Origin of the sequence: Acinetobacter sp. A47, assembly GCF_000805455.1 — a bacterium.
Lineage (GTDB): Bacteria > Pseudomonadota > Gammaproteobacteria > Pseudomonadales > Moraxellaceae > Acinetobacter.
On record NZ_JSUS01000049.1, the window covers coordinates 37892 to 60209 of the forward strand.

Consider the following 22318-nt stretch of genomic DNA (forward strand, 5'->3'; position numbering starts at 1 on the left):
GATTCAAACCAGACACTCCATACTGCTCAAATGTATATGGCTTGCCATGTCTACTTCCATCTCGTTGCTGCCATGCAAAGGTCTGGCCGATGGCCTGCCTCCACCGCCACGCAGTATTGAAGACCTGAACCCGCTATACAAGCTTTATCTGGATCTGGTCGTAAATCAGTATTCAACCCGCTTAACCATTCCTGTAATTGTGAAAGGTGAAGCATATTTTATCCAGCGGGCTAAACTGGATGAGTTGCAGATTCAGATACCGGATAAAAGATCTGCCGAAGCAGAGGGAACCACACTTTCCGATACCGATATCATCGCCTTGGGCTATAGTGGCGGGGCGCAGGACTGGATCGGATTAAACCAGATCAGGGAAATTGAATTTACCTACGATTCAGCTTCGCAGGCTTTAAGTTTGAATTTACCGAGTGACTGGTTGCCAACGCAGTTGCTAGGACGTGATGTCTGGTACGATAAACAGAATGCCGGCTCAGGACTGGGCCTGTTAAATAACTATGATTTTTATAGTTTCCGTTCTCATACCGGAGACCTGCATAGTACCTTGTTTACAGAGCAACGATTTTTCTCTCCGTTTGGCACGTTGCGTAACTCAGGCAGTTTTTCTCATGTAAAGACCAAAGCCACAGCTGCAACAGCGGGGTCTACAGACCGTGGATATCGCCGTTATGATACGACCTGGCAATATGACAATCAGGACCGGATCTTGTCACTGCTTGTCGGGGATATTATTACAGGAAATAAAACCAGCTGGGGCAGTTCCATACGGTTAGGGGGGATACAGTTACAACGTAACTTTCATACACGCCCGGATCTGATTACTTATCCATTACCTCAATTCAAGGGACAAGCCGCCTTGCCCAGTACCGTAGATTTACTGATCAATGGCCAAAAAGCCAACTCACAGGAAATACAGTCAGGTCCCTTTATTTTAAATAATGTGCCGTTTATTAATGGTAAAGGCGAAGCGGTGATTGTAACCACCGATCTGGTCGGGCGTCAGGTCATGACCAGTGTACCTTTTTATATTTCCAATACGTTGCTTAAAAAAGACTTACTGGACTATTCCATCTCTGCAGGAGCAATCCGTCAAGATTACGGGGTAAAAAACTTTTCATATGGTAATTTTGCACTGGCCGCAGATATGCGATATGGCCTGTCTGACTGGTTAACAACGGAAGGGCGAACCGAGCTATCGGATGACCTGCGCTTACTGGGTTTAGGTGCAGTGATGAAACTGCAACACTGGGGTGTTCTAAGCCAGTCGATTACCCATAGCCATGCTGAACAAAATACGGCTTCACAACCACAGACCTTGCAAGGGCATCAATATACAGTCGGCTATAGTTATAACCAGAACCGATTCGGGTTGAGCGTCAATCATACGCAGCGCAGTCAGGGGTATTCCGATTTATCCAGACAGCAGTACCATGACCTTGTTTCAGTAAATAGCCAGAAAACCACGACAGCAAATACATATTTTGCCCTGGAAAAAAGTGGGACCTTTGGTGTCGGTTATATCCAGACTGAATCGGACAATGCCGCAAACAAGCTGCTCAATATTTCCTGGGCGCCTATTTTGCCGGCTTATATGCGTGGTACGACCGTGTCCTTAAGTGCCACCTATGACCTGAATGCAAAGGAAACAAATGCGGCATTACAGCTTTCAATACCGATGTCATTCAAAGGTGCTTCAAATACTTTAAGCTCAGGATATAACTGGCGATCAGGTGAAGATAGCGGATTTATGAGCTATAGCCAGGCAATCCCAACTGATGGCGGGGTCGGGTTCGAGCTCAGCAAACGGATTTATCAACACGGTGAAGACCTCAATCAGGCACGTGTAAGCTATCGAAACCGCTATATCAATACCGATCTGGGGCTGACTGGCCATGATGATTACAGTTACTGGTTAGGGCTTTCCGGTTCAGTCATTCTCATGCAGCCGGGATTATTTGTTGCCAATCGTATTGGTGATTCATTTGCGCTCATTGATACCAATGGGGTCGCTGATATTCCGGTACGCTATGAAAATAATCTGATCGGTCACAGCAATGCCAAAGGCTATGTCTTTGTACCTTCAGTGACGCCTTATTTTTCAGCGAAATACAGTATTGATCCTTTGGAGTTACCTTCTAACTTTAATACCACCCTTGTTGAAAAACGTCAGGCAGCCAAATTAGGCTCAGGCATTGTGGTCGATTTTCCGATCAAACAGTCACTGGCAGCAAATGTCTACCTAAGACTGGAAAATGGAGAGCCTGTGCCTGTTGCTTCTGTTGTGCATCGTGATCAGCAAGAATCAAGTTATGTCGGGATGGATGGCATTGCCTATCTTGAGAACCTTGAACTAGATAACCAGATTAAAGTGCAGATGCCGGATCAGCGTATCTGTAAGGCCAATTTTTCCATTCACCCAGAAAAAGCAAAGCAGCAGATTTCAACGATCAAGCCCGTGATCTGTGCAGCGGAGATTCAGTAATGTTAAATAGAACATTAAAATTTGGCATGCTTTTGGGCGGTATCTTCTTGCATACTGATCTTTATGCAGATTGTAAGGTCAGTGCCGGGCACAATATTCTGGCAGCCACAACTCCGTCAATTACACTGGCAGAGCAAGGTGAACTCTCGACCCAGTTTAGTGCCGGGCTATCCTGTTCCGGCCTTGGGGCAGGAAACAAGACCTATTTAAAATATCAAGTCAGCCGCCTGCCACTCAAGTTTGTCAATGCAACGGCATCAGACACTTTAAATGTTATTTATCTGGATACCAATAAGCAACTGGTCAAGCAGGGAGAGGAAGTAGATATGAGCGGGTTCTCGCTGATCAATTTCTTTTCTGGTCCTGATGGTGCCGTTCCTTTTTATTTAAAGATTCCGGCTGGACAGTCGGTTGCACCGGGGCGTTATGTGTCAGAGACCCTGTTTGAGGTGCGCTGGTTCTATTCAGTGCCTGCGCTATCCATTGGTGGAATTGGTTTTTTCCATTCCAGTCCCGGATTTCGCAGGCCATCCCTGATTGGTAGTATTGATTGGGGAACGGGGGAAAACTCTAATGTATTCCTGATGATCGATGTCTTGCCTGATTGCCGGATTTCGGTGACTGATGTCAATCTGGGTACAGCAGCATTTATTGATCGCTTTGAGCCTGTCACCACTTCAATGGGGGTGCGCTGTTCTGCAAAAACAGCCTATAGTGTCAGCTTGAATAACGGCACCTATCCTCAGAGTGGAAACCAGCGGGCTATGAAATCAAGCACTGGAAATAATTTCATGAAATATGAAATTTACAAAAATCCGGGGATGAACCGTTGGGGCAGCGGCAGTGAAAGCTGGTCGAGCGCTCAAGCCACGATCAATCCGGGGCGATATGACGGCCGCATTCAACAGGGTTATTCGTTTACAACCAAAATTCTGCCCGAACAGCCGAACCTGCCTGCGGGAACGTATAGCGATACGGTGACGGTACAGGTTGAGTTCTAAAATGGAGTAGATGGCTGATATCAGAATTTCTTGGAATTACAAGTAGTAAAGTTTAATAGGCAGAGTGGTAGGTGTAAGTGTATAAAGGCACTTATTACCTAAGTATGTGATAGTCTGAGTGATTGCACTGGTAGAATAAAACATGATGAAAACACATCCTTTTAAAGGCAAAAAATCCTATTTTGTTATTTTAAAAAGTTTTACGGTTTTTGGGTTAATCTTTGTCCTATTTAGCTTTTTTTTGGGACTTTCTGTTGGATTGTATAACTATTCTGGTCTTAAATTAGATGGTATTGCCCAATTTATTTGGTATGTAATCTATTTTTATTTTTCTTATTTGCTGGGTTTTTTTATATTTAAGCAAGTGTATATTAGAAATAAAGATGATTTCTATTTTAATGAAATTAAAGTTTTAGCTTATTTTCTTTTATTTTTTTATTATTTTGCTGTTTTGTTTCGAACTGATTTTTTAAATACTAATAATATTTTTTATGGTTTTAGATTTATGCTTGGATTTATATGTCCTTTTTGGATATTAATGCCATTATTTTTAACCAATGTAAAATCTAAGATTGATGTGTATTTTTGTGTTTTAATCTGTGTAGCAGAAATTGTATTTTGGGTTGTATATTTTAAAATAGATGGTTCTGACTTTTATAAAAGTCCGAACTTTGTTATTGTTTTGATGAGTTCACTTATATTTACCTTAACTTTTCCTTGGTATTTATCATGGTTGCAAAAAATAGATGTCAATAAATGGGTGGCTCCATTGTTTTTTAAAAAGGAGAGATTTATTTCTAAGGTAATATCTTGGATAGCAATTGTATTGGGTGGTTTATTTATATTTCTGTTCTATTTGTGTGTTTAATTTAATAGTTAAATCCCTAAAATGCTGGGAAAATGCCCAGCATTTCTTATAAGTTAAATGTCGATCTGATAATGTTTCTGAGACTTCTATAAAGAAAATTGATGGAGTTGATAGAAAATTTGAAATAAGAGGTTCTCTGTCTTCAGGCCCTATGGGAGTAAGAAAAGCAGAATCAACATTTGAAATTATGCCAGATGGACAACGTAGATTTTCTACGATTATTATTAAAAGAGGAAAATAAATGTCTGAATATGTGATCCCATCATGTGATGAATTATCTTCTATTTTTGGATGTGATTGTTGGTTAGATGATAATCATATACAAGTAATGAAATTTATTGATGAAGATAAAAGTGAGTTGAGTATCTATATTGGACAGGTGGATGATAGTGTCAAAGTGGTTCTTAATAGTGATTCTCTAATATTAACAGATGTTTATATGGAAAATCTTAGAGAGTTTTTTTTGGATGAAGATAAGCAAACTATAAAAATGATATTTAATCAAACTTATAGAGTAATTGTTGAGATAAAATTATGGAGTAAGTTTTTAATAAAAATAAGTGGTATGGAGTCTTAAGATTTAGTTTATAAATTTCTGTTTAAATAGGTTTAGCAGTACTTCTGCCTTAAAAAAGCAGAAGTACTGGGACTGTTCTAAATTTTGTGTAAGTACTTCATTTTCATTTATCCTGAAGAGGAAAATAAAAAAAGTACTTTACATGGATGAAGCAACAAACAGAAGTATGTCTATTGAGTTGGCTAAAGGTCTAAAAACACCAGAATACTTAAACTAAATGACAGCTCTCTTTAAAGAGTTCATGCTTGAAACAGCACTCAATACAGAGCTTTCAGATCATAAAAATAAGGCAGAGACCACAGTTGAAAAATAATGCCTTGGCTAAGGTTGTCACAACAGCAGGTAAGATGGAAGTACAGTGGTATTAAGGAATTTCTCTTTATCACAAGGCGTTGATTCAAAAGCCTGCTGGGATAAACAAGCGTACTCTGGAGTTAAAGTTTCAATGAATCAAATAAATGCAATTTTAAAGATATTTCAGGAATGGCATGAAAATATGGGATTAGAGTATCTTTGGTATGCTAGTGATGATGAGTTAACTAGATTTTATCCAGAATTAGAAATGGAATATGATCCAGATACTGCCTTCTTTAAAGCATTAGAAGCCTTATTGAAAAGTGGAGATAAATGTTTATTTTATAATCTAAATAGTGAAGAACCATCAAGAGATGGCGAGCATTTAGCAGGCACACCAGAAGAGCAGCTTGCTTTACTTAAAGAGGTTTGGATTGGTAAAGCAGAAATGGATAAGATGGATGAGGAAAATGGCTATTTAGGATGGTAATTTTTAATGTTTTGCCCTTATTCATTAGCTCATAAAATATATGATGAAAGCGGAAATTTTGTAAAATGGTGGCATGCCGAATGAGTTTATAGTTTAACTGCATTTTATTTTTGAAATATGGTTTTTTATTTAAGAATGGCGGTATTTGATCTGAAATATCACCACTTTTTTATTTTTACTTAGCTAAAAACTCATCATTCCAATTTCAGCAAAGCTTAGCAAATAATAATATTTTATGTGAATTTTCAACCAGATTAGACTCATCCAAAGATAAATAACAACAATGTATTTATCAAAAGAATCAATTTTTCATTCGGATGTTTTCTTTGGATTGGCAGTATATACAGAGTGTGCTGCCGCAGTTCTATGCGGCCACCCTCATGACCTTAAAAATCTCCTTTATCGGTATCGTACTCTCTATTCTGCTTGGGCTGATCTGTAGCATCATCAGCACATATCAGGTTCGGATACTCAATAAAATTGTCAAAGTTTATATCGAGGTTTCCCGTAATACCCCTTTGCTCATTCAGCTATTTTTTCTCTACTACGGTTTGCCTAAGATCGGCATCAAACTAGATGGTTTTAGCTGTGGTGTGATTGGCCTGACTTTTTTGGGTGGCAGCTACATGGCCGAGGCGTTCCGTGCTGGTTTGCAGTCTGTGGCGCAAGGGCAAATTGATTCGGCCAGAAGTGTAGGATTAAACGCCGTGCAAGTCTTTCAATATGTGGTATTTCCCCAAGCGTTATCGCTGTCCATTCCTGCCATTGGCGCAAACTGTTTGTTCCTGATTAAAGAAAGCTCGGTCTTGAGTGCCATAGCAGTGGTAGAACTTCTGTTTGTGACCAAAGATCTAATCGGGATGGATTACAAAACCACCGAAGCTTTATTTCTGTTAATCGTGGCTTATCTGATGATTTTGCTACCCGTTTCAGCGCTGACCAGTTATCTGGAATATCGCAGTCGCAAGGTGAGCCATGGGACTTGAGTATTTATTTCAACCGAGCCATGTCGAGCGTTTACTGTATGGCTTGTTGCAAACCATTGAAATTGCCTTTTTATCGGTATTTTTATCTGCCATTTTCGGCACCATTTTTGGGGTGATCATGACTTCCAGAAATTTACTGGTCAAGATCCTGTGCCGTTTCTATCTGGAAACCATTCGGATTGTGCCGATTCTGGTGCTGTTATTTGTGTTCTATTTTGGTCTGGCAACATGGTTTAACTGGCAGTTGTCATCGTTTTGGGTCTGTATTTTTGTCTTTACCTTATGGGGAACTGCGGAAATGGGAGATCTGGTTCGGGCTTCCATCACGTCGATCGATCAGCATCAACGTGATACAGCCTATGCCGTAGGTCTAAATCATGTCCAAACTCTGGTTTATGTGATTTTTCCGCAAAGCCTAAAACGGGTCACCCCGGGCGCACTGAATCTGTTTACCCGCATGATCAAAACCAGCTCTCTGGCGGTATTGATCGGTATGGTGGAAGTGCTGAAGGTCGGGCAGCAGATTATTGAAAATTCATTATTGACGGTTCCTAGTGCATCGTTATGGATCTACGGTTTTATCTTTCTTCTTTATTTCCTGATTTGTTATCCATTATCGCTTTTAGCAGCGCATTTAGAAAAAGTGTGGGAAAACGCATGACTTTGTTATCGATACGGCATTTACATAAATTTTATAAGCAAAGTCAGGTATTGCATGGCATTGATCTGAATGTGCAACAAGGTGAAGTGGTGGTGATTTTGGGGCCATCCGGTTGTGGAAAGAGCACCTTGTTGCGCTGTATCAATGGGCTGGAACCGATTCAGCAGGGAGAAATCCAGCTCAAAGATGTGGGCGTGCTTGGGCAGGACTTGCCTTGGGATCGCGTACGTCAGCAGATTGGCATGGTGTTTCAGAACTATGAACTGTTCAAGCATATGAATGTGATTGATAACATTCTGCTGGGGCCGCTAAAAGCACAAAAACGCCAACGCGCAGAAGTGGAACATCTGGCAGATCAGTTATTGCAGCGCGTGGGCCTACTGGATCGTAAATATGATTATCCATCTAATCTATCAGGTGGGCAAAAACAGCGGATTGCGATTGTCCGTGCCTTGGTAATGCAGCCCAAAGTCATTTTACTGGATGAAATTACGGCGGCCTTAGACCCGGAAATGGTACGCGAAGTGCTGGATGTGGTACTGAAACTGGCCCAGGAGGGCATGACCATGCTGATTGTTACGCATGAAATGGGCTTTGCCCGCAAAGTGGCAGATCGCATTATTTTTATGGACAAAGGCCAGATTATTGAGCAAAGCACCCCTGAAGATTTTTTTCAGCATCCGCAGACGGAACGGGCCAAAACTTTTTTAAATATTCTGAATTATTAAAAGCAAGCAGAGGACGTGATGAGATTACATTTAGTCGCCGGACGATCTGGCAATACATCGAAAATAAAAACAGTAAGGCTTGGCATTAGCTGTGTGCTGGTGGCAGGCATATTAACAGGGTGTAATCAACCGGCTTCAACAGAATCCAAAACGAGTACAGCAGACAGCTCCTTGGAGCGGATCAAGAAAAATGACGTGCTACGGGTGGGGGTGTTCGCAGATAACCCACCGTTTGGTTATGTGGACAGTGCAGGCAAAAATCAGGGCTTTGATGTCGCCTTGGCGAAGCGTGTGACCAAAGATTTGCTCGGAGATGAAAATAAAATCCAGTTTGTCGTCACAGAGGCAGCCAACCGGGTTGAATTTTTAAAGTCAGACAAAGTCGATGTGGTCTTTGCCAGCTTCTCTGTGACACCCGAACGTCAACAGGTGGTGGATTTTTCCCAACCTTATTTAAAGGCATCACTAGGCATTGTTTCACCTAAAGCCAAAGCCATTACCGATGTGAAAAGTCTGGAAGGCAAAACTTTAATTGTGAATAAAGGCTCAAGCTCGGACAGCTATTTCACTAAAAACTATCCGAAAGTGAATTTGTTGAAGTTTGAACAAAATACCGATGCGTTTAATGCCCTCACCGATGGCCGGGGTGATGCGATTTCCCAAGACAGTACCTATGCCTTGGCATGGGCTGCCAACAATCCGGATTATGTGGTCGGTATTCCACAGATTGGCAATGAAGATTTTATCGCCGCAGGCGTGAAAAAAGGCAATACCCAATTGCTGCACTGGCTCAATGATGAAATCAAACAGCTACGCAGCACGGGGGAAATCCAGAAGCTTTATGACCAGACCTTAAAGCCGATTTACGGCGAAAAAGTGAACCCAGATATCTTTTTAGATGTCGATTTGGCGAAGCAATAACATAAATGAAACCGTTAAAAATAGAGGTAACGATATGCAGACAATAACATTCTCAAATATTCAAAAACTGTTGCTGGCTTCTGTATTGGGTCTGGGTCTCACCGCATGTAACAAGACGCCACAGTCGGCAGAAAAATCAGCAGATAGCTCAGCTCAGGTTTCCAGTATCGAACAGATTAAGAAAAATGGTGTGGTACGTATTGGGGTGTTTAGCGATAAGCCGCCGTTTGGTTATCTGGATGCGCAAGGTAAAAATCAGGGCTTTGATGTGGAAATTGCCAAGCATGTGGCCAAGGATTTATTGGGAGATGAAAACAAGGTTCAGTTTGTGCTGACAGAAGCTGCCAATCGGGTCGAATACTTAAAAGCCAATAAAGTCGATATTATTTTTGCCAATTTCACTGTGACCCCTGAACGTCAGCAAGTGGTGGATTTTGCCAAGCCTTATTTAAAAGTTGCCTTAGGTGTGGTGTCTCCAAAAAATAAACCGATTACGGATATTGCCCAGTTAAAGGACCAGACTTTATTGGTGAATAAAGGCACCACAGCGGACTCTTTTTTTAGCAAACAACATCCTGAAATTAAGCTGCAAAAATATGAGCAAAATACCGAAACCTTTGACGCGCTAAAAGATGGCCGTGGTGCTGCTTTGGCCCATGACAATCTGTTGGTACTGGCCTGGGCGAAAGAAAATCCGAATTATACCGTCGGCATTACCAATCTGGGTGAGCAAGATTTGATTGCACCTGCTGTACAAAAGGGCAATAAAGAATTGCTGGACTGGTTAAATCAGGATTTAGACAAACTGGCCAAAGAAGGTGTCATTCATCAAGCCTATGAAAAAACCTTAAAACCAGTGTATGGGGATGGTATCCCTGCCAAAGACTTGATTGTTGAATAAGTTAAATTGTTATGCAGATCGTAAGTAATTGGGTCAAATAGTTGATGAGCCCCTTATTCGATAAGGGGCTTTGAATTAATCTGTAGCAGGGTCTGGCTGTATCGCTTGAAGCACTACAGGCAAAGCCAGCAGATAGAGGGCAATTACACTGAGCCAGATCGCGCCCGGCCAGCTGGATTGAAGCTGAAAATATAAGGTAGAAAAGAATAGCGGGGCACACATGGCGGCTAAACTCACGGTCGATGTAACCATGCCTTGAAACTGCCCATGTTGCCCGGCTGCAACTTTCTGAGATGCCAGGGCCTGTAAAGCAGGTGTCCCGATGCTGCCTAATGCAAAAACAGGCATGATGGCAAAAATGATCCAGCCTTGCTGTGCCAAAGCCATGATACTTAAAGCAATGCCGGTACAACCCATGCCGATCAGAACAGTATTTCGATTGCCAAATCGTTTTGAAGCATGTTGGGGCACAAAGGCTTGAACCAGCATCTGGCACAAACCAAACATGCCTAAAGATAGGCCCGTCCAGAACCCGTTCCACTGAAAGGCGGCATGCCCCCACAAGGCCCAGCAAACCGCATATGCTTCACCTGTAGCACTGAAAATAAAAAAAGTAGCCATTAGTGGTAACACACCAGGCATGTTGTGAAGGGATTGAAATGCCTTAAAAGGATTGAGGGTCAAGCAAAGTGGTTGTGAAGAGAGTGCTTTTCCCGATTCTGGCAAGGCAAAATACGCCAGTAACAAGTTGATGGCAGAAAGTAGTGCTGCTACCAGAAAGGGAAGCCTGAGCCAGTATTCACCCAGCAACCCGCCCAGGACTGGCCCAATCACGAAACCTGCGCCAAACATGGCACTGCTTAAGCCAAAGTATTTTGTTCGTTGTTCAGGTACTGAAATATCGATCAGGTAGGCCGAGGCAACAGACATATTTGCACTGCTCATACCTGCAACAATGCGTCCGATCAATAACAGCATGAAGCTATGTGAAAACGTTAACAAGAGGTAATTGAGAACTGAGCCTGCCAATGAAAGCAGCAGGATGGGGCGCCGTCCAAGCCTGTCACTCAATGTTCCGAGTATCGGGGAGAAGATAAACTGCATCGCAGCATAGAGACTGCCAAGCAGACCAATATAGAGGGCTGTATGATGGCTAGGGCTAATGTCCTGAAGCAAGGCGGGTAATATTGGAAAAACAAGACCAATACCCATGGCATCTAAAGCAATGGTCAAAAAAATAATAAATAGAGAGCGATTCATAAAGCGTCCTATCGAAAAATCAGGCACAGACTTGCTGTGGAAACCTGTTAACGATGCCTGATAACAACTCAAGCCCTGATGAACGCTGACCGAATCTTTAACAGATAGGGGTGTGTGTGGATGCGATATTTTTTTCTCAATAGAAAAGTGTACTGCATCAATTTTTCGCGATTTTTTTATCGTAACAATGGAAATGAAGGGATCGGAAAAATCCGGTCTTCGGCCGAAATTTTAGCACTAAGCATAAGCAGCAAACAATATGGCCTGAAGTGAAGACAGATGTGCCATGCCATGAAACATCACACATCTGATGGTGAAGGGGAGATTATGATTTGGTATTTGGCAATAATGCCGTCATAAAACCTAACAAAGGTAAGAATGAACAGAGTTTATACACCCAGACAATGCCATGGGTATCGGCTAAATGACCTAAACCTGCCGCACCAATCCCGCCAATGCCGAACATCAGCCCAAACATTAAACCTGCAACCATGCCAACCCGGCCGGGTACCGCTTCTTGTGCATAGACCACCAGTGCCGAGAAAGCGGAGGACATTACCAGACCAATGATAATCACCAGAATGGCAGTTCCCGTTAGGCCGACATAAGGCAACAACAGGGCAAATGGCGCAATCCCCAGGAAAGACACCCAAACCACGGCTTTACGTCCGATACGGTCACCGACTGGACCACCTGCAAAAGTACCGAGTGCAACAGCACCTAAAAATATAAATAGGTAGAGCTGAGAGGTTTGAATTGAAACATTAAATCTTTCAATGAGGTAAAAGGTAAAATAGTTGGTAATGGCTGCGATATAAATAAACTTGGCAAATAGTAAAATACAGATCACGGCCATAGCCTGAATGACCTGTTGACGCGTCAAAGTCGACATAGCACGTTGACTGGCGAGGCGTTGTACTGGTGCTTGTTTAACCAGCCATTTGGTTACGCGTAACAACACAAAAATAGCTAAAGCAGCGACTAAAACAAATAAGCCAATCGCACCTTGTCCGTGAGGAATAATCACGGCAGCCGCGACTAAGGGGCCAAGGGCTGAACCGGTATTTCCGCCAACCTGAAACATGGATTGCGCCGTACCAAAACGGCCGCCCGATGCTGTACGTGCAATCCGTGAGGCTTCCGGGTGAAAGGTGGATGAACCCACCCCAATCAGTGCGGCAGCCAGGAGCAAGCTGTGATAGCTGCCAGCCATTGCCATCAGTCCAATACCGACCAGCGTGGCGAACATCCCGGCAGGCAGTAAATACGGTTTGGGATGTTTATCGGTATACAGGCCAATCCAGGGTTGTAATAATGAGGCCGTAATTTGATACACCAGTGCAATCCAGCCAATCTGGGCAAAGCTCAGTGAAAACTCGGCTTTTAACATGGGATAGCTTGCAGTAACCACCGCCTGAATCGAATCATTTAACAAATGCGCAAAGGCAACTGCGCCGACAATGCGTAAGACAAACTGTTGTGGTTGATCATGAGAGGAAGGTTGGGCTTGTGAAAAGGTATTCTCAAGCGTCCCTGTATTGCTTGCCATATTTACTCCAACACGTTGTATCAGCCCGAATGCTGATGCTGAAAGTGGTTTGCTTTTCAGTATGTTTATCCTAGACTGAACAGGAATCGGCCCACAATCATATTTGGGACAGATAGTGTCGAGTTCAGGCCATTTTAAGGAACCCGGGCAATGCGTAATATTCAGGTCAACGATTATCAGGATGTGCCGCGTCATGTGATGGCAACGGGCAATGATTATCCGGACGGTTTCCTCCTGCCGAGTCATCGCCATCGCCGTGGGCAGTGCCTATATGCAATTACAGGCGTATTGACTGTTATCACGCATACCGGCAGTTGGGTGGTGCCGCCGAAACGCGCGCTGTGGATACCAGCGGGCATTGATCATGAAGTACATATGGGCGGAATCACTAAAACACGCAGTGCTTATATTCTTCCAGACATTGCAAGTAAGGCCGGTTTACCGTCGTATTGTGCCGTGATCAATGTATCGCCGTTATTGCATGAACTGTTATCAAGTGCTGTAGATTTGCCTGCTGAATATGAATTGGGTGGACGCGATGATTATTTGATGCAACTGATTATTGCTGAAATTGCGTTGATGCCTGAACTGCCGTTGAATGCCCCCTTGCCACAAGAACCGCGCCTGGCGGCTTTATGTCTGCAATTGTTAAAAGCACCAAGTCTGGAGAATGATCTTGACCAAATCGCCGCACAGATCGGGATGAGCCGCCGTAACTTCACCCGAATCTTCCGGCAACAAACGGGAATGAGCTTTAGTCACTGGCGGCAACAGGCCTGCTTACTCAATGCCTTGACCCGGATGGAACTGGGGCAGCCGGTTACCCAGGTGGCCATGGAACTGGGTTATAGCAGCAGTAGTGCATTTACGGCAGCCTTCAAACGTGCCTTGGGAGCTGCGCCACGAGTCTATTTACAAGGCAAATAACCGGCTAAATATGTTAATGTGAGCGATCAGACCCATACATTTACTTCGCAGCCGATATTCAGATGGGTGCACATCATATAAACGATAACATTATGCTTTCATTATTAAAAAGACTGGCCTTATCGCATCAGGGGCTGACAAGAAACCACAGTTTTGGTGAAGGGTTAGCTGGAACCCTAAAAGCGATTGAACATCTGGGCTATGTGCAAATTGATACCATTGCAGTGGTTGAACGTGCCCATCATCATGTCTTGTGGAACCGGGTGCCTGATTATCGGTTGAACCACTTAAATCAGCTGGTGCAGCAGCGCCAGATTTTTGAGCATTGGGCACATGCAGCTTCTTATCTGCCGATGCGGGATTATCGCTATGCCATGCCGTTGATGAATGCGATCCGAAATGGCGAAAGCCGCTATTACAGGGCTGATCCGCATTTGATGAACGAGATTCTGGCGCAGGTTCGGGCAGAAGGCAAAATCCAGCTGAGACAGATGGAAAAGGAAACGCGACAAGGCACTGCCGGCTGGTGGAATAGAGGACCAAGCCGAAAAGCGCTTGAGCAGTTGTTTATGCAAGGCGATCTGATGATCTGCGAGCGTAACGGAATGGAGAAGGTCTATGACCTGACAGAACGCTGTATAGCTCCGGATATTGATCTGAGCATGCCGACGTTGCGTGAATATGCCGATTATTTATTAAAAATGAATATACGCGCTCATGGCGTATTTACCTGGAAACAGTTAGTACATTTAAAGGGTAAAGACGTACGTGAAGTGATGCGTACTGTTCTGGATGACTATATTGATGCGGGCTTAGTCCAGGTACTGAAATTTGAGCATGGACAAACGTTTTATGTTGCCAGCGCAATATTGGAACATCAGCCTATCATTCAGCCGGAATTAAAAATATTGTCTCCTTTTGATAATCTGGTGATTCATCGGGAGCGCTTGAGTTGCTTATTTGACTTTGATTATCGTATCGAATGCTATGTCCCGGCGGCCAAAAGACAATACGGTTATTTTTGTTTACCGCTGTTGTATGCAGATCACCTTGTGGGGCGGATCGATTGCAAAGTGCATCGTCGTGAAAAGCGACTGGAAGTCATGGCTCTGCATCTGGAAGAGTCTAAAGTACAGGATCAAGCCCAATTTTTACTTGCATTTGAACGAGAGTTACAGCGTTTTGCCGAGTTTAACCAGTGTAGCGGTGTTGATGTAGGGAAGATCAGCCATTTAATGCGTTAACGCATGCAATTGATAGGTTTGCTTTTTTTAAACCTAGCCCCCCAGAGGACTAGGTTTACCTAAAAAGTTCAATCTTAGAGTGATCAATACCCTAAGCGTTTGGGTAAGAAGAAGCTAAATTCTTCTGCATGAATAGCTTTAACAAATAAGCATATTCAAGCCATCATCGCGTATGTACGCTACCCCATGATGTTCTGTAGTCTCTTATTGAGAGTTTTGTGGATCATATTGTTTTTCCTTGATAAATAGTGCCGGAATCAGACCACAGATCAGGTAGGCTGCACCCATCACCACAAAACCCAAACCGATCGAACCGCCAGAGGCTAAAAAGCCGATGGTTGCTGGCGCAATTGCGGCACCTAAACGACCGACATTGTAGGCCCCGCCAATCGCAGTACCACGGATAGCCGTAGCGAAACTCTCGGTCATATAGGTTGCATTTACGCCGTATGGGATGCCATATAAAAAGCCGAAGGTGACCAGCAAAAACAGAATATTGTCTGGAGAGTGATAAAACACAATCAGCGGGAGAAAAATCGCAGTGCCAATTGCACCAAAGGCATAGGTAAAACGGCGGCCCAGTTTATCTGCCATCATACCTGCCAGTACTTTACCCAGAATCATGGCAGTATAGGTGCCGACCATATACGTGGTCATTTCCTTAAACTTCATGCCCAGTTCAGTTTCCAGATATGACGGCATCCAGTTATTTACGCCGTAATAACCGAACTGGAGGAAACCTGCGGTTAAAGCCCACAGAATAAACATGTTCCGGTTGCGTTTATCTTGAAAGATCAGTTTGAAGGCAGAGGCTTTTTCGGTATTCGCTGGGGTATTGGACTGTTTTAAACGGGACTGCTGCCATGCTTCAGGTTCTGGAACAAGCAGATCCATCAATACGGCAATCATGACCGGGACAATGGCGACATAAAACAGCATACGCCAGCCATGATCAGGAATAATCCAGCCTGCAAGCAAGGTTGCCACAATATAGCCAACGGTCCAGCCAGCCTGTAAGGTGCCGAGTACTGTGGTACGATAACGGGTAGGAACATATTCTGCCATGAGGGTATTACAGGCAATATAAAGTGAACCCAGTCCCAGTGAAGCAAAGAACCTTAAAATTCCGAATTGCATAAAGCTTTGGGTAAAACCCAAGCCACACGTTAATAGCGAAAAGGTGAGAATAGAAATCACAACGATGCGGACGCGTCCGAATTTATCACATGCCCAGCCGCCAAAAATCCCGCCAATCGCCATACCGGCCAAGGTAAAACTACCCAGCATTCCGGCCTGAACCGAGCTTAAGCCAAACTCTGCCTTGATACTGTTTAAGCTATAAGACAGCAGCATCAGATCGGCGCCATCGACCAGTAGAGCCAGAAAGGCAAAAATAAAAGCAATTTTCCAGGTGCGGGCCTGTACCGTGGAAACGGGGGAATAGTCGTGTGTAGCCATAATCCATTACCTACATTTGATTTTTTAAAGCACCTTAAGTCGTTTAAAGTGCTGGGGAGTTGATTAAGACACCGCCCGGATCATGTTTCGGGCAATAATCATTTGTTGAATTTGCGTGGTGCCTTCATAGAGGCGGAACAGACGGACATCGCGGTAAAAGCGTTCGATGGCATACTCACTGATGTAGCCGGCGCCGCCATGAATCTGTACACAACGATCTGCCACGCGACCGCACATTTCGGTTGCAAACATTTTGGCGCAAGAGGCTTCTGTACTGACGTTTTGCCCGTGATCGCGTAAGCGTGCTGCATCCAGCACCATACATCGAGCGGCATAGATTTCAGCTTTAGAGTCAGCCAGCATGGCTTGAATCAGTTGAAATCCGGCAATCGGTTGTCCAAATTGCTTACGTTCGATGGCGTAATTTAAAGAATCATCTAGCATCCGTGTCGCTGCCCCGACACTGAGCGCGGCAATATGCAGTCGGCCTTTATCCAGAACTTTCATCGCCGTTTTAAAACCAACACCTTCAACACCGCCAATGAGTGCTGAAGCTGGGATGCGACAATTTTCAAAAATAACGTCACAGGTATGGGCACCTTTTTGTCCCATCTTTTTATCGCGTTTGCCAAGAGAAATGCCCGGAGTTTGGCTATCAACAATAAAAGCAGAAATGCCGCCAGCACCTTTAATATCAGCGTTTGTACGTGCCATGACTGTAAATACACCAGCATGAGGTGCATTGGTAATAAAGCGTTTGGTGCCATTTAAAATATAAAAGTCACCATCTTTTACTGCACTGGTTTTTAAAGATGCTGCATCAGAACCTGCATCCGGTTCGGTCAGGCAAAAAGAACTGATCACTTCACCACGTGCTAAACGGGGTAAGAAAAAAGATTTTTGCGCTTCAGTCCCATCAATAATGAGTCCACTTGAGCCAATGCCATTATTGGTTCCAATAAGAGAGCGAAAAGCAGGAGAGGTACGACCCAATTCAAAAGCCACATAGACCTCTTCTTCCATGGTCAGCCCAAGACCATCGTATTCTTCAGGAATGGTTAAACCGAATAATCCGAGAGCTTTCATTTGCTCAACAAGATCTTCAGGAATTTCATCCATTTCAGCGACTTCATTCTCATGAGGAATTAATACACCTTCAACAAACTGCCGAATCATATCGACCAGCTGGTTCAGTGTTTCCTGATCACGAATCATAGTCATATCCTTTGTACATATAGCTAAAAACAGCAATACGATGTTCGTAAAATCATCAATATTTGATGCGATAGTAATCAAAGAAAAGTTGCAAAACAATATATTTTGAAAATAAATTTCGCAATGCGATATATGGTTTTTGACTTATATTTAATAATATATTGATTTATTTAAGCTATATTTTCTTATAGAAAATCATTATTTTTAGTAGAAAATTAAAGTTGGTTTTTTAAAAATAGCTGTGTATATTAAAAATATATATCGCTGTGCGAAACTTTTAAATGGGTTTTTATCTGGGACATTAGCTGTAAATTGAAGGGACAAACATGGGTGCTTTAAATGGAATTCGGGTGCTTGACTTAAGTCGGGTACTGGCTGGGCCGTGGTGTGGACAGATACTGGCTGATCTGGGGGCAGAAGTGATCAAGGTAGAACGGCCAAAGCTGGGTGATGATACCCGGTCTTGGGGGCCGCCGTGGATGAAGGATAATTCAGGACAAGACACGCAAGAGGCGGCTTACTATCAGTCAACCAACCGGAATAAGCTTTCGGTAGCGATTGATATTGCCACTCCTGAAGGACAGGAGCTGATTAAAGCTCTCATTCAAGACACAGATGTCGTGATTGAAAACTATAAGGCGGGTTCGCTAAAAAAATATGGTCTGGATTATGCAGCTTTATCTGCAATCAATCCTGGTCTGGTCTACTGTTCAATTACTGGTTTTGGTCAAACTGGCCCGCGAGCAGAAGAGCCCGGTTATGACTTCATTATTCAGGGTATGGGCGGGTTAATGTCTGTCACCGGTGAAAAGGATGATTTACCGGGCGGTGGTCCGCAAAAAGTCGGAGTGGCATTTTCAGATCTGGCGACCGGTCTTTATTCTACCATTGCCATTCAGGCTGCTTTACTCAACCGCCATGAGACCGGTCTGGGGCAGTATATTGATATGGCATTGCTTGATGTACAAATTGCCACTATGGCCAATCAGGGCATGAATTATCTTTCCTCAGGAAATATCCCCAAACGTTATGGTAATGCACACGCCAATATCGTGCCTTATCAGGTGTTTAAAGCTGCTGATCGGGAGTTTATTATTGCTTGCGGCAATGATACCCAGTTTATTCAGCTGTGTAGAAGTATCGGTTTACCTGATTTACCGAATGATCCCCGGTTTCGACGCAATGCCGACCGTATCAAACATCGAAATGAAATTATCGGAATTTTATCGCAGCATTTTTTAAGCAAGAGTGCCGATGAATGGGTGGCTGCCATTCATGCCGCCAAAGTTCCGGTGGGGGTGATCAATAATCTGGAACAGGCCTTTCAGGAACCACAGGTGCAGGCAAGGGAAATGCTGGTTGAGATGCAGCATCCGCAACGCGAAAAGCTGACTGTGATTGGATCGCCGATTAAACTTTCAAGAACGCCAGTCGAGTATAAAAATGCACCGCCTTTATTGGGGCAACACACCGATACGGTTCTTGGCCGGATCTTTACCCGGGAAAAGCTCCATGAATTGAAGCAGAAAGGGATTATTGGATAAACCATGCACCCATGCCAAAAGATATATGTATTTTGGCATGGGCTTTGATTGACATCATTTTTGTTGTGCAAATAAATCAGCGATGTGCTTTAAACTGTTTATTATAGAAAAAATAGATTATAATTTTCGCAGTGCGAAATAAATATGTGGATTGATAAAGCCATGAATGATGCCGTAGATGCCGAACAAGCAGAAAAATTATTAGCGCCTTTAAGGCATGAACTACTGCATCCGATTGAAGATATGCAGGATGAAAATGACCGTCAATTTATTACGGCTTTGGCCCGCGGTTTAGAGCTCTTACGTTGCTTTACCCCAAAGCATCAACATCTGGGCAATCAGGAACTGGCTCAGATGACAGGCTTACCCAAACCAACCATTACCCGTTTGACCCATACCTTATCGCGTCTGGGCTATATCAAGCAGGTGCCAAATTCGAGTAAATTCCAGCTCTCGGTTGGGGTGTTAGCTTTTGGTTATTCCATGCTCTCCAATGTCTCGATCCGTTCAATTGCACATCCTTATATGAAAAATCTGGCGGACTATGCCGGTGCGGCAGTTGCCATGGCTACACGTGACCGCCTGAATATGATCTATCTGGATGTGGTACAGGGCAAAGGCAATATGACCATGCGCCGTCAAGTCGGAACATATTTACCGATCCATTTAAGTTCGATGGGACGGGCCTGTCTGGCTGCGATGCCTGAAGATGAACGGGAATTTTTGCTGGATGCGATTCGTAGCAAGCATAAAGAGGACTGGATCAAGATTAACCGCGATCTGGATAAGGCCTTTAAGGATTATCAGGACTTTGGCTATTGTTTCTCGATTGGTGAATGGCATAAAGATGTCAACTCGGTTGCTGTACCTTTGATTCATGAACAGCATGGCTTGCTGGTGTTTAACTGTGGCGGACCGAGCTTTATCATGAACCGTGAAAAACTTGAGGAAGATATTGCACCGCGTTTATTACATATGGTGAATAATATCCGTACCGAGATCAGTTAAGGCTTATGGCTTTAAAAAGCCAGCATCACTCAGCATGCTGGCTTTTGGCATCTTTGATACAGAAAAATAAACATAAAACCGCAAAAACAAGTCCCAGAATACAAACGCCTGTCCAGCCAGAATGTTTCCAGGCATAGCTTCCAGCCGTAGTACCGAATGCTCCACCTGCAAAATACCCCGTCATATACAACGCATTAAAGCGTGAACGTAATTCCTGATTCAGCTTGAATACAATACTCTGGTTGGTGACATGGACTGCCGATAGTGCTGCGTAGAGCAGAAGTAAGCCAAGAACATAAAAGAGAAAATGATAGGGAAGCAGGAGAAAGAACAGCCAGCTTAAAATCAGGCCAAGGCCGCAATAAACCGAAATTTTATGGATATAGCCCTGATCAATAAACTTGCCTGAAAAATTGGCTATAAAGGTTCCCAGAATCCCCACGAACCCAAATAAACCAATACTAAAATCACTAAAGAAATACGGTGCAGGTGCCAACAGCAATGACATGGTGGTAAAAATCAGGCTGACACAGGCAAAAGTGCAACCACCGATATAGGACCGTGTTCTGAGGCGTGGATTATTCAGAAAAATGTATGGTAGGGAGCGTATGCTGGAAAGGTAGTTCTCGGATTTGGTTGGAGGGAACAATCCGATATTACGATACAGGATAATGGCAATGGCCAGTAACAGAAATCCGCTCAGCTGATAAATTACATGCCAGTCAAACAGGGTAGACATCAACCCGGAAAGGGTGCGTGCCAGTAAAACCCCCATCATCAGGCCACTGAGCAGGAAACCAACCACACGTCCACTCTGCTGGATCGGAACCAGACTGGCGGCAAGGGGTAATAACAGCTGTGCCGAGCTGGAGAACAGACCGGTAATGATGGTTCCCAAGATTAAAAGATAAATATTAGGGGAAAAACCACTGAGAATCAGCCCAAATGCTGCCAGTAACATGAAATTAAACAGCAGTTTGCGTTTTTCCAGAATGTCACCTAAAGGCATCAGGAACAGCAAACCGCAGGCATAGGTAATCTGCGCCAGCGTGGGCACCCATGCTGTAGTTGTTTCAGTTAAATTTAGACTTACACTAATTGAGTGAATAAGTGGCTGACTAAAATAATTACCGCCAGTACAGATGCCCGCAGCAATTGCCATTAAAATAATGGTGGGGGTATAGAGTGCACTTTTCATCATGTCATGCTCACGATGAAATCGGTATTTAATTCTTATTCCCTATGTTGCTAAGGCTCAGTCGGGAGATTAATGTGTTTCACTCAATACATCTTGAATGTTATGCACCATATGAATTAAACGTGGTCCAATTTCACCTTCGAGTTTTTCCGGGTTTAAATGAAAACTTGGCGCACCGCAGTTAAACACATACAAACCATGCTTGGAGCTGACCAGAGGTACGGCGACCGAGTTCACTTCTTTATGCCATTCGCCTAGAGACAGGCAATAGCCATAATCCTGATAATCACGGAATGCACGTTCCAGAGAACGCTTGATCGCAGACCAGTTTTCAGGATTTTTCTGTTTTAGTGCATCAAGTAAAAAATTACGCTCACGTTCAGGGGTTGCGGCTAAACACGCCCGTCCCATGGAACTACTGTGCAAGGGCAAGGTCGAACCAATTGGGCGGCGCATATTTAAGGCAGTTTCGGTCTGCACGACATCGATATACACCATATTCAGGCGATCACGTGTAGCCATGGCGACCGGCGCCTGAACATACTGACTCATCTCTTCCATATATTGATGCGCAATATTACGGATAGAAATATTGGATAAGGCTGCATAACCGAGAGATAAAACGCCAATATCTAATGTGTATTTGGTCGAGTTCGGCAATTGTTTTAAATAGCCTAACGACACCAATGTATTGGTAATCCGGGCAATGGTCGGTTTAGGTAATCCGGTCATTTTTGCCAGTTCCTGGTTGCCCAGTACCTGGTTATTGGCAGAAAAACAGCGTAACAGTTCTAAACCACGTGCCAGAGAAGCAATAAATTGCGGGTTATTTTCGCGATGAATATGTGAAATCGGATCTAGGCGTATCTCATCAAAATTTATAGGTTGTTCAGTTTCTGATTTCTGAGACATTCGATCCTCAAATATAATAAAGCACTAGCTTGCCATTATATTTCGCTCTGCAAAATAAATCCATTCATCCCTGTATTGT

The 22318-nt window shown here is 43.6% G+C and carries 20 protein-coding genes and 1 pseudogene; 15 read left to right on the forward strand and 6 right to left on the reverse strand.

Features of this window, described 5'->3' with window-relative positions:
• The first annotated feature begins 1 nt into the window (after position 1).
• The 11 genes and pseudogenes from OC23_RS11610 to OC23_RS11655 all read left to right on the forward strand — a co-directional run bounded on the left by OC23_RS11610 (position 2) and on the right by OC23_RS11655 (position 9924).
• On the forward strand, positions 2-2497 hold the full coding sequence (locus OC23_RS11610) for a fimbria/pilus outer membrane usher protein (RefSeq protein ID WP_152607831.1): 2496 nt from the start codon (positions 2-4) through the stop codon (positions 2495-2497).
• Entirely contained in the window at positions 2497-3498 is a 1002-nt protein-coding gene (locus tag OC23_RS11615; protein WP_038344992.1) for a spore coat U domain-containing protein, read from the forward strand. Before OC23_RS11610 ends, OC23_RS11615 begins: the two co-directional genes overlap by 1 nt.
• 142 nt (positions 3499-3640) lie before the next feature.
• Positions 3641-4366 (forward strand): hypothetical protein, encoded by a 726-nt coding sequence (locus OC23_RS11620; protein ID WP_038344993.1) that lies wholly within the window; start codon positions 3641-3643, stop codon positions 4364-4366.
• A gap of 241 nt (positions 4367-4607) precedes the next feature.
• Complete coding sequence (locus tag OC23_RS11625) at positions 4608-4943, forward strand: hypothetical protein (RefSeq protein ID WP_038344994.1); 336 nt, start codon at positions 4608-4610, stop codon at positions 4941-4943.
• Between the two features lie 142 nt (positions 4944-5085).
• Positions 5086-5223: pseudogene (locus tag OC23_RS19055) on the forward strand (IS256 family transposase); the annotation flags it as partial.
• A 165-nt stretch (positions 5224-5388) separates the two neighbouring features.
• Positions 5389-5727 carry a hypothetical protein gene (locus tag OC23_RS11630; RefSeq protein WP_227505552.1) on the forward strand — a complete coding sequence of 113 codons (339 nt, stop codon included), beginning with the start codon at positions 5389-5391 and terminating at the stop codon, positions 5725-5727.
• 326 nt (positions 5728-6053) lie between these two features.
• Positions 6054-6713, forward strand: a complete 660-nt coding sequence (locus OC23_RS11635) for an amino acid ABC transporter permease (protein WP_038345077.1) — start codon at positions 6054-6056, stop codon at positions 6711-6713.
• Positions 6703-7374: an amino acid ABC transporter permease gene (locus OC23_RS11640; protein ID WP_005231252.1), complete on the forward strand. Its 672-nt coding sequence runs from the start codon at positions 6703-6705 to the stop codon at positions 7372-7374. The genes OC23_RS11635 and OC23_RS11640 overlap by 11 nt, the downstream gene beginning before the upstream one ends.
• A complete protein-coding gene (locus OC23_RS11645; RefSeq protein ID WP_038344997.1) occupies positions 7371-8102 on the forward strand; it encodes an amino acid ABC transporter ATP-binding protein in 732 nt (243 codons plus the stop codon). Before OC23_RS11640 ends, OC23_RS11645 begins: the two co-directional genes overlap by 4 nt.
• An 18-nt stretch (positions 8103-8120) precedes the next feature.
• Positions 8121-9023, forward strand: coding sequence for a transporter substrate-binding domain-containing protein (locus OC23_RS11650; protein ID WP_038344998.1), 903 nt, complete (start codon positions 8121-8123; stop codon positions 9021-9023).
• A 34-nt stretch (positions 9024-9057) separates the two neighbouring features.
• Positions 9058-9924, forward strand: coding sequence for a cysteine ABC transporter substrate-binding protein (locus tag OC23_RS11655; RefSeq protein ID WP_038344999.1), 867 nt, complete (start codon positions 9058-9060; stop codon positions 9922-9924).
• Between the two features lie 75 nt (positions 9925-9999).
• On the opposite strand, the gene OC23_RS11660 is transcribed toward OC23_RS11655, so the two are convergent.
• Positions 10000-11184, reverse strand: coding sequence for a TCR/Tet family MFS transporter (locus OC23_RS11660; protein WP_038345000.1), 1185 nt, complete (start codon positions 11182-11184; stop codon positions 10000-10002).
• 325 nt (positions 11185-11509) lie between these two features.
• Positions 11510-12733, reverse strand: coding sequence for an MFS transporter (locus OC23_RS11665; RefSeq protein ID WP_038345001.1), 1224 nt, complete (start codon positions 12731-12733; stop codon positions 11510-11512).
• Positions 12734-12883: 150 nt separating this feature from the next.
• Here OC23_RS11665 and OC23_RS11670 point away from each other — a divergent pair, with 150 nt between their 5' ends.
• The gene (locus tag OC23_RS11670) at positions 12884-13660 is read left to right on the forward strand and encodes an AraC family transcriptional regulator (RefSeq protein WP_038345002.1); all 777 of its coding nucleotides are present in this window, start codon (positions 12884-12886) and stop codon (positions 13658-13660) included.
• Between the two features lie 92 nt (positions 13661-13752).
• On the forward strand, positions 13753-14904 hold the full coding sequence (locus tag OC23_RS11675; RefSeq protein WP_038345078.1) for a winged helix-turn-helix domain-containing protein: 1152 nt from the start codon (positions 13753-13755) through the stop codon (positions 14902-14904).
• 204 nt (positions 14905-15108) lie between these two features.
• Here the strand turns inward: OC23_RS11675 and OC23_RS11680 are convergent, their stop codons facing one another.
• Positions 15109-16362 carry an MFS transporter gene (locus tag OC23_RS11680; protein ID WP_038345003.1) on the reverse strand — a complete coding sequence of 418 codons (1254 nt, stop codon included), beginning with the start codon at positions 16360-16362 and terminating at the stop codon, positions 15109-15111.
• Positions 16363-16425: 63 nt separating this feature from the next.
• Positions 16426-17577, reverse strand: a complete 1152-nt coding sequence (locus OC23_RS11685) for an acyl-CoA dehydrogenase family protein (RefSeq protein WP_038345004.1) — start codon at positions 17575-17577, stop codon at positions 16426-16428.
• A 326-nt stretch (positions 17578-17903) separates the two neighbouring features.
• Between OC23_RS11685 and OC23_RS11690 the strand changes: the two genes are divergently transcribed.
• Positions 17904-19121, forward strand: a complete 1218-nt coding sequence (locus tag OC23_RS11690; protein ID WP_038345005.1) for a CaiB/BaiF CoA transferase family protein — start codon at positions 17904-17906, stop codon at positions 19119-19121.
• A 162-nt stretch (positions 19122-19283) separates the two neighbouring features.
• On the forward strand, positions 19284-20129 hold the full coding sequence (locus OC23_RS11695) for an IclR family transcriptional regulator (protein WP_038345079.1): 846 nt from the start codon (positions 19284-19286) through the stop codon (positions 20127-20129).
• A 25-nt stretch (positions 20130-20154) separates the two neighbouring features.
• Here OC23_RS11695 and OC23_RS11700 read toward each other — a convergent pair whose 3' ends face one another.
• Entirely contained in the window at positions 20155-21330 is a 1176-nt protein-coding gene (locus OC23_RS11700; RefSeq protein ID WP_038345007.1) for an MFS transporter, read from the reverse strand.
• 66 nt (positions 21331-21396) lie between these two features.
• Complete coding sequence (locus OC23_RS11705) at positions 21397-22239, reverse strand: IclR family transcriptional regulator (protein ID WP_038345008.1); 843 nt, start codon at positions 22237-22239, stop codon at positions 21397-21399.
• Between the last annotated feature and the right edge of the window lie 79 nt (positions 22240-22318).

Bases quoted from the DNA above. Each gene is read 5' to 3' on its own strand.
- OC23_RS11615 (WP_038344992.1), top strand. From the start codon at position 2,497: ATGTTAAATAGAACATTAAAATTTGGCATGCTTTTGGGCGGTATCTTC.
- OC23_RS11620 (WP_038344993.1), top strand. From the start codon at position 3,641: ATGATGAAAACACATCCTTTTAAAGGCAAAAAATCCTATTTTGTTATT.
- OC23_RS11625 (WP_038344994.1), top strand. From the start codon at position 4,608: ATGTCTGAATATGTGATCCCATCATGTGATGAATTATCTTCTATTTTT.
- OC23_RS11630 (WP_227505552.1), top strand. From the start codon at position 5,389: ATGAATCAAATAAATGCAATTTTAAAGATATTTCAGGAATGGCATGAA.
- OC23_RS11640 (WP_005231252.1), top strand. From the start codon at position 6,703: ATGGGACTTGAGTATTTATTTCAACCGAGCCATGTCGAGCGTTTACTG.
- OC23_RS11645 (WP_038344997.1), top strand. From the start codon at position 7,371: ATGACTTTGTTATCGATACGGCATTTACATAAATTTTATAAGCAAAGT.
- OC23_RS11650 (WP_038344998.1), top strand. From the start codon at position 8,121: ATGAGATTACATTTAGTCGCCGGACGATCTGGCAATACATCGAAAATA.
- OC23_RS11655 (WP_038344999.1), top strand. From the start codon at position 9,058: ATGCAGACAATAACATTCTCAAATATTCAAAAACTGTTGCTGGCTTCT.
- OC23_RS11660 (WP_038345000.1), bottom strand. From the start codon at position 11,184: ATGAATCGCTCTCTATTTATTATTTTTTTGACCATTGCTTTAGATGCC.
- OC23_RS11665 (WP_038345001.1), bottom strand. From the start codon at position 12,733: ATGGCAAGCAATACAGGGACGCTTGAGAATACCTTTTCACAAGCCCAA.
- OC23_RS11670 (WP_038345002.1), top strand. From the start codon at position 12,884: ATGCGTAATATTCAGGTCAACGATTATCAGGATGTGCCGCGTCATGTG.
- OC23_RS11675 (WP_038345078.1), top strand. From the start codon at position 13,753: ATGCTTTCATTATTAAAAAGACTGGCCTTATCGCATCAGGGGCTGACA.
- OC23_RS11680 (WP_038345003.1), bottom strand. From the start codon at position 16,362: ATGGCTACACACGACTATTCCCCCGTTTCCACGGTACAGGCCCGCACC.
- OC23_RS11685 (WP_038345004.1), bottom strand. From the start codon at position 17,577: ATGATTCGTGATCAGGAAACACTGAACCAGCTGGTCGATATGATTCGG.
- OC23_RS11690 (WP_038345005.1), top strand. From the start codon at position 17,904: ATGGGTGCTTTAAATGGAATTCGGGTGCTTGACTTAAGTCGGGTACTG.
- OC23_RS11695 (WP_038345079.1), top strand. From the start codon at position 19,284: ATGAATGATGCCGTAGATGCCGAACAAGCAGAAAAATTATTAGCGCCT.
- OC23_RS11700 (WP_038345007.1), bottom strand. From the start codon at position 21,330: ATGATGAAAAGTGCACTCTATACCCCCACCATTATTTTAATGGCAATT.
- OC23_RS11705 (WP_038345008.1), bottom strand. From the start codon at position 22,239: ATGTCTCAGAAATCAGAAACTGAACAACCTATAAATTTTGATGAGATA.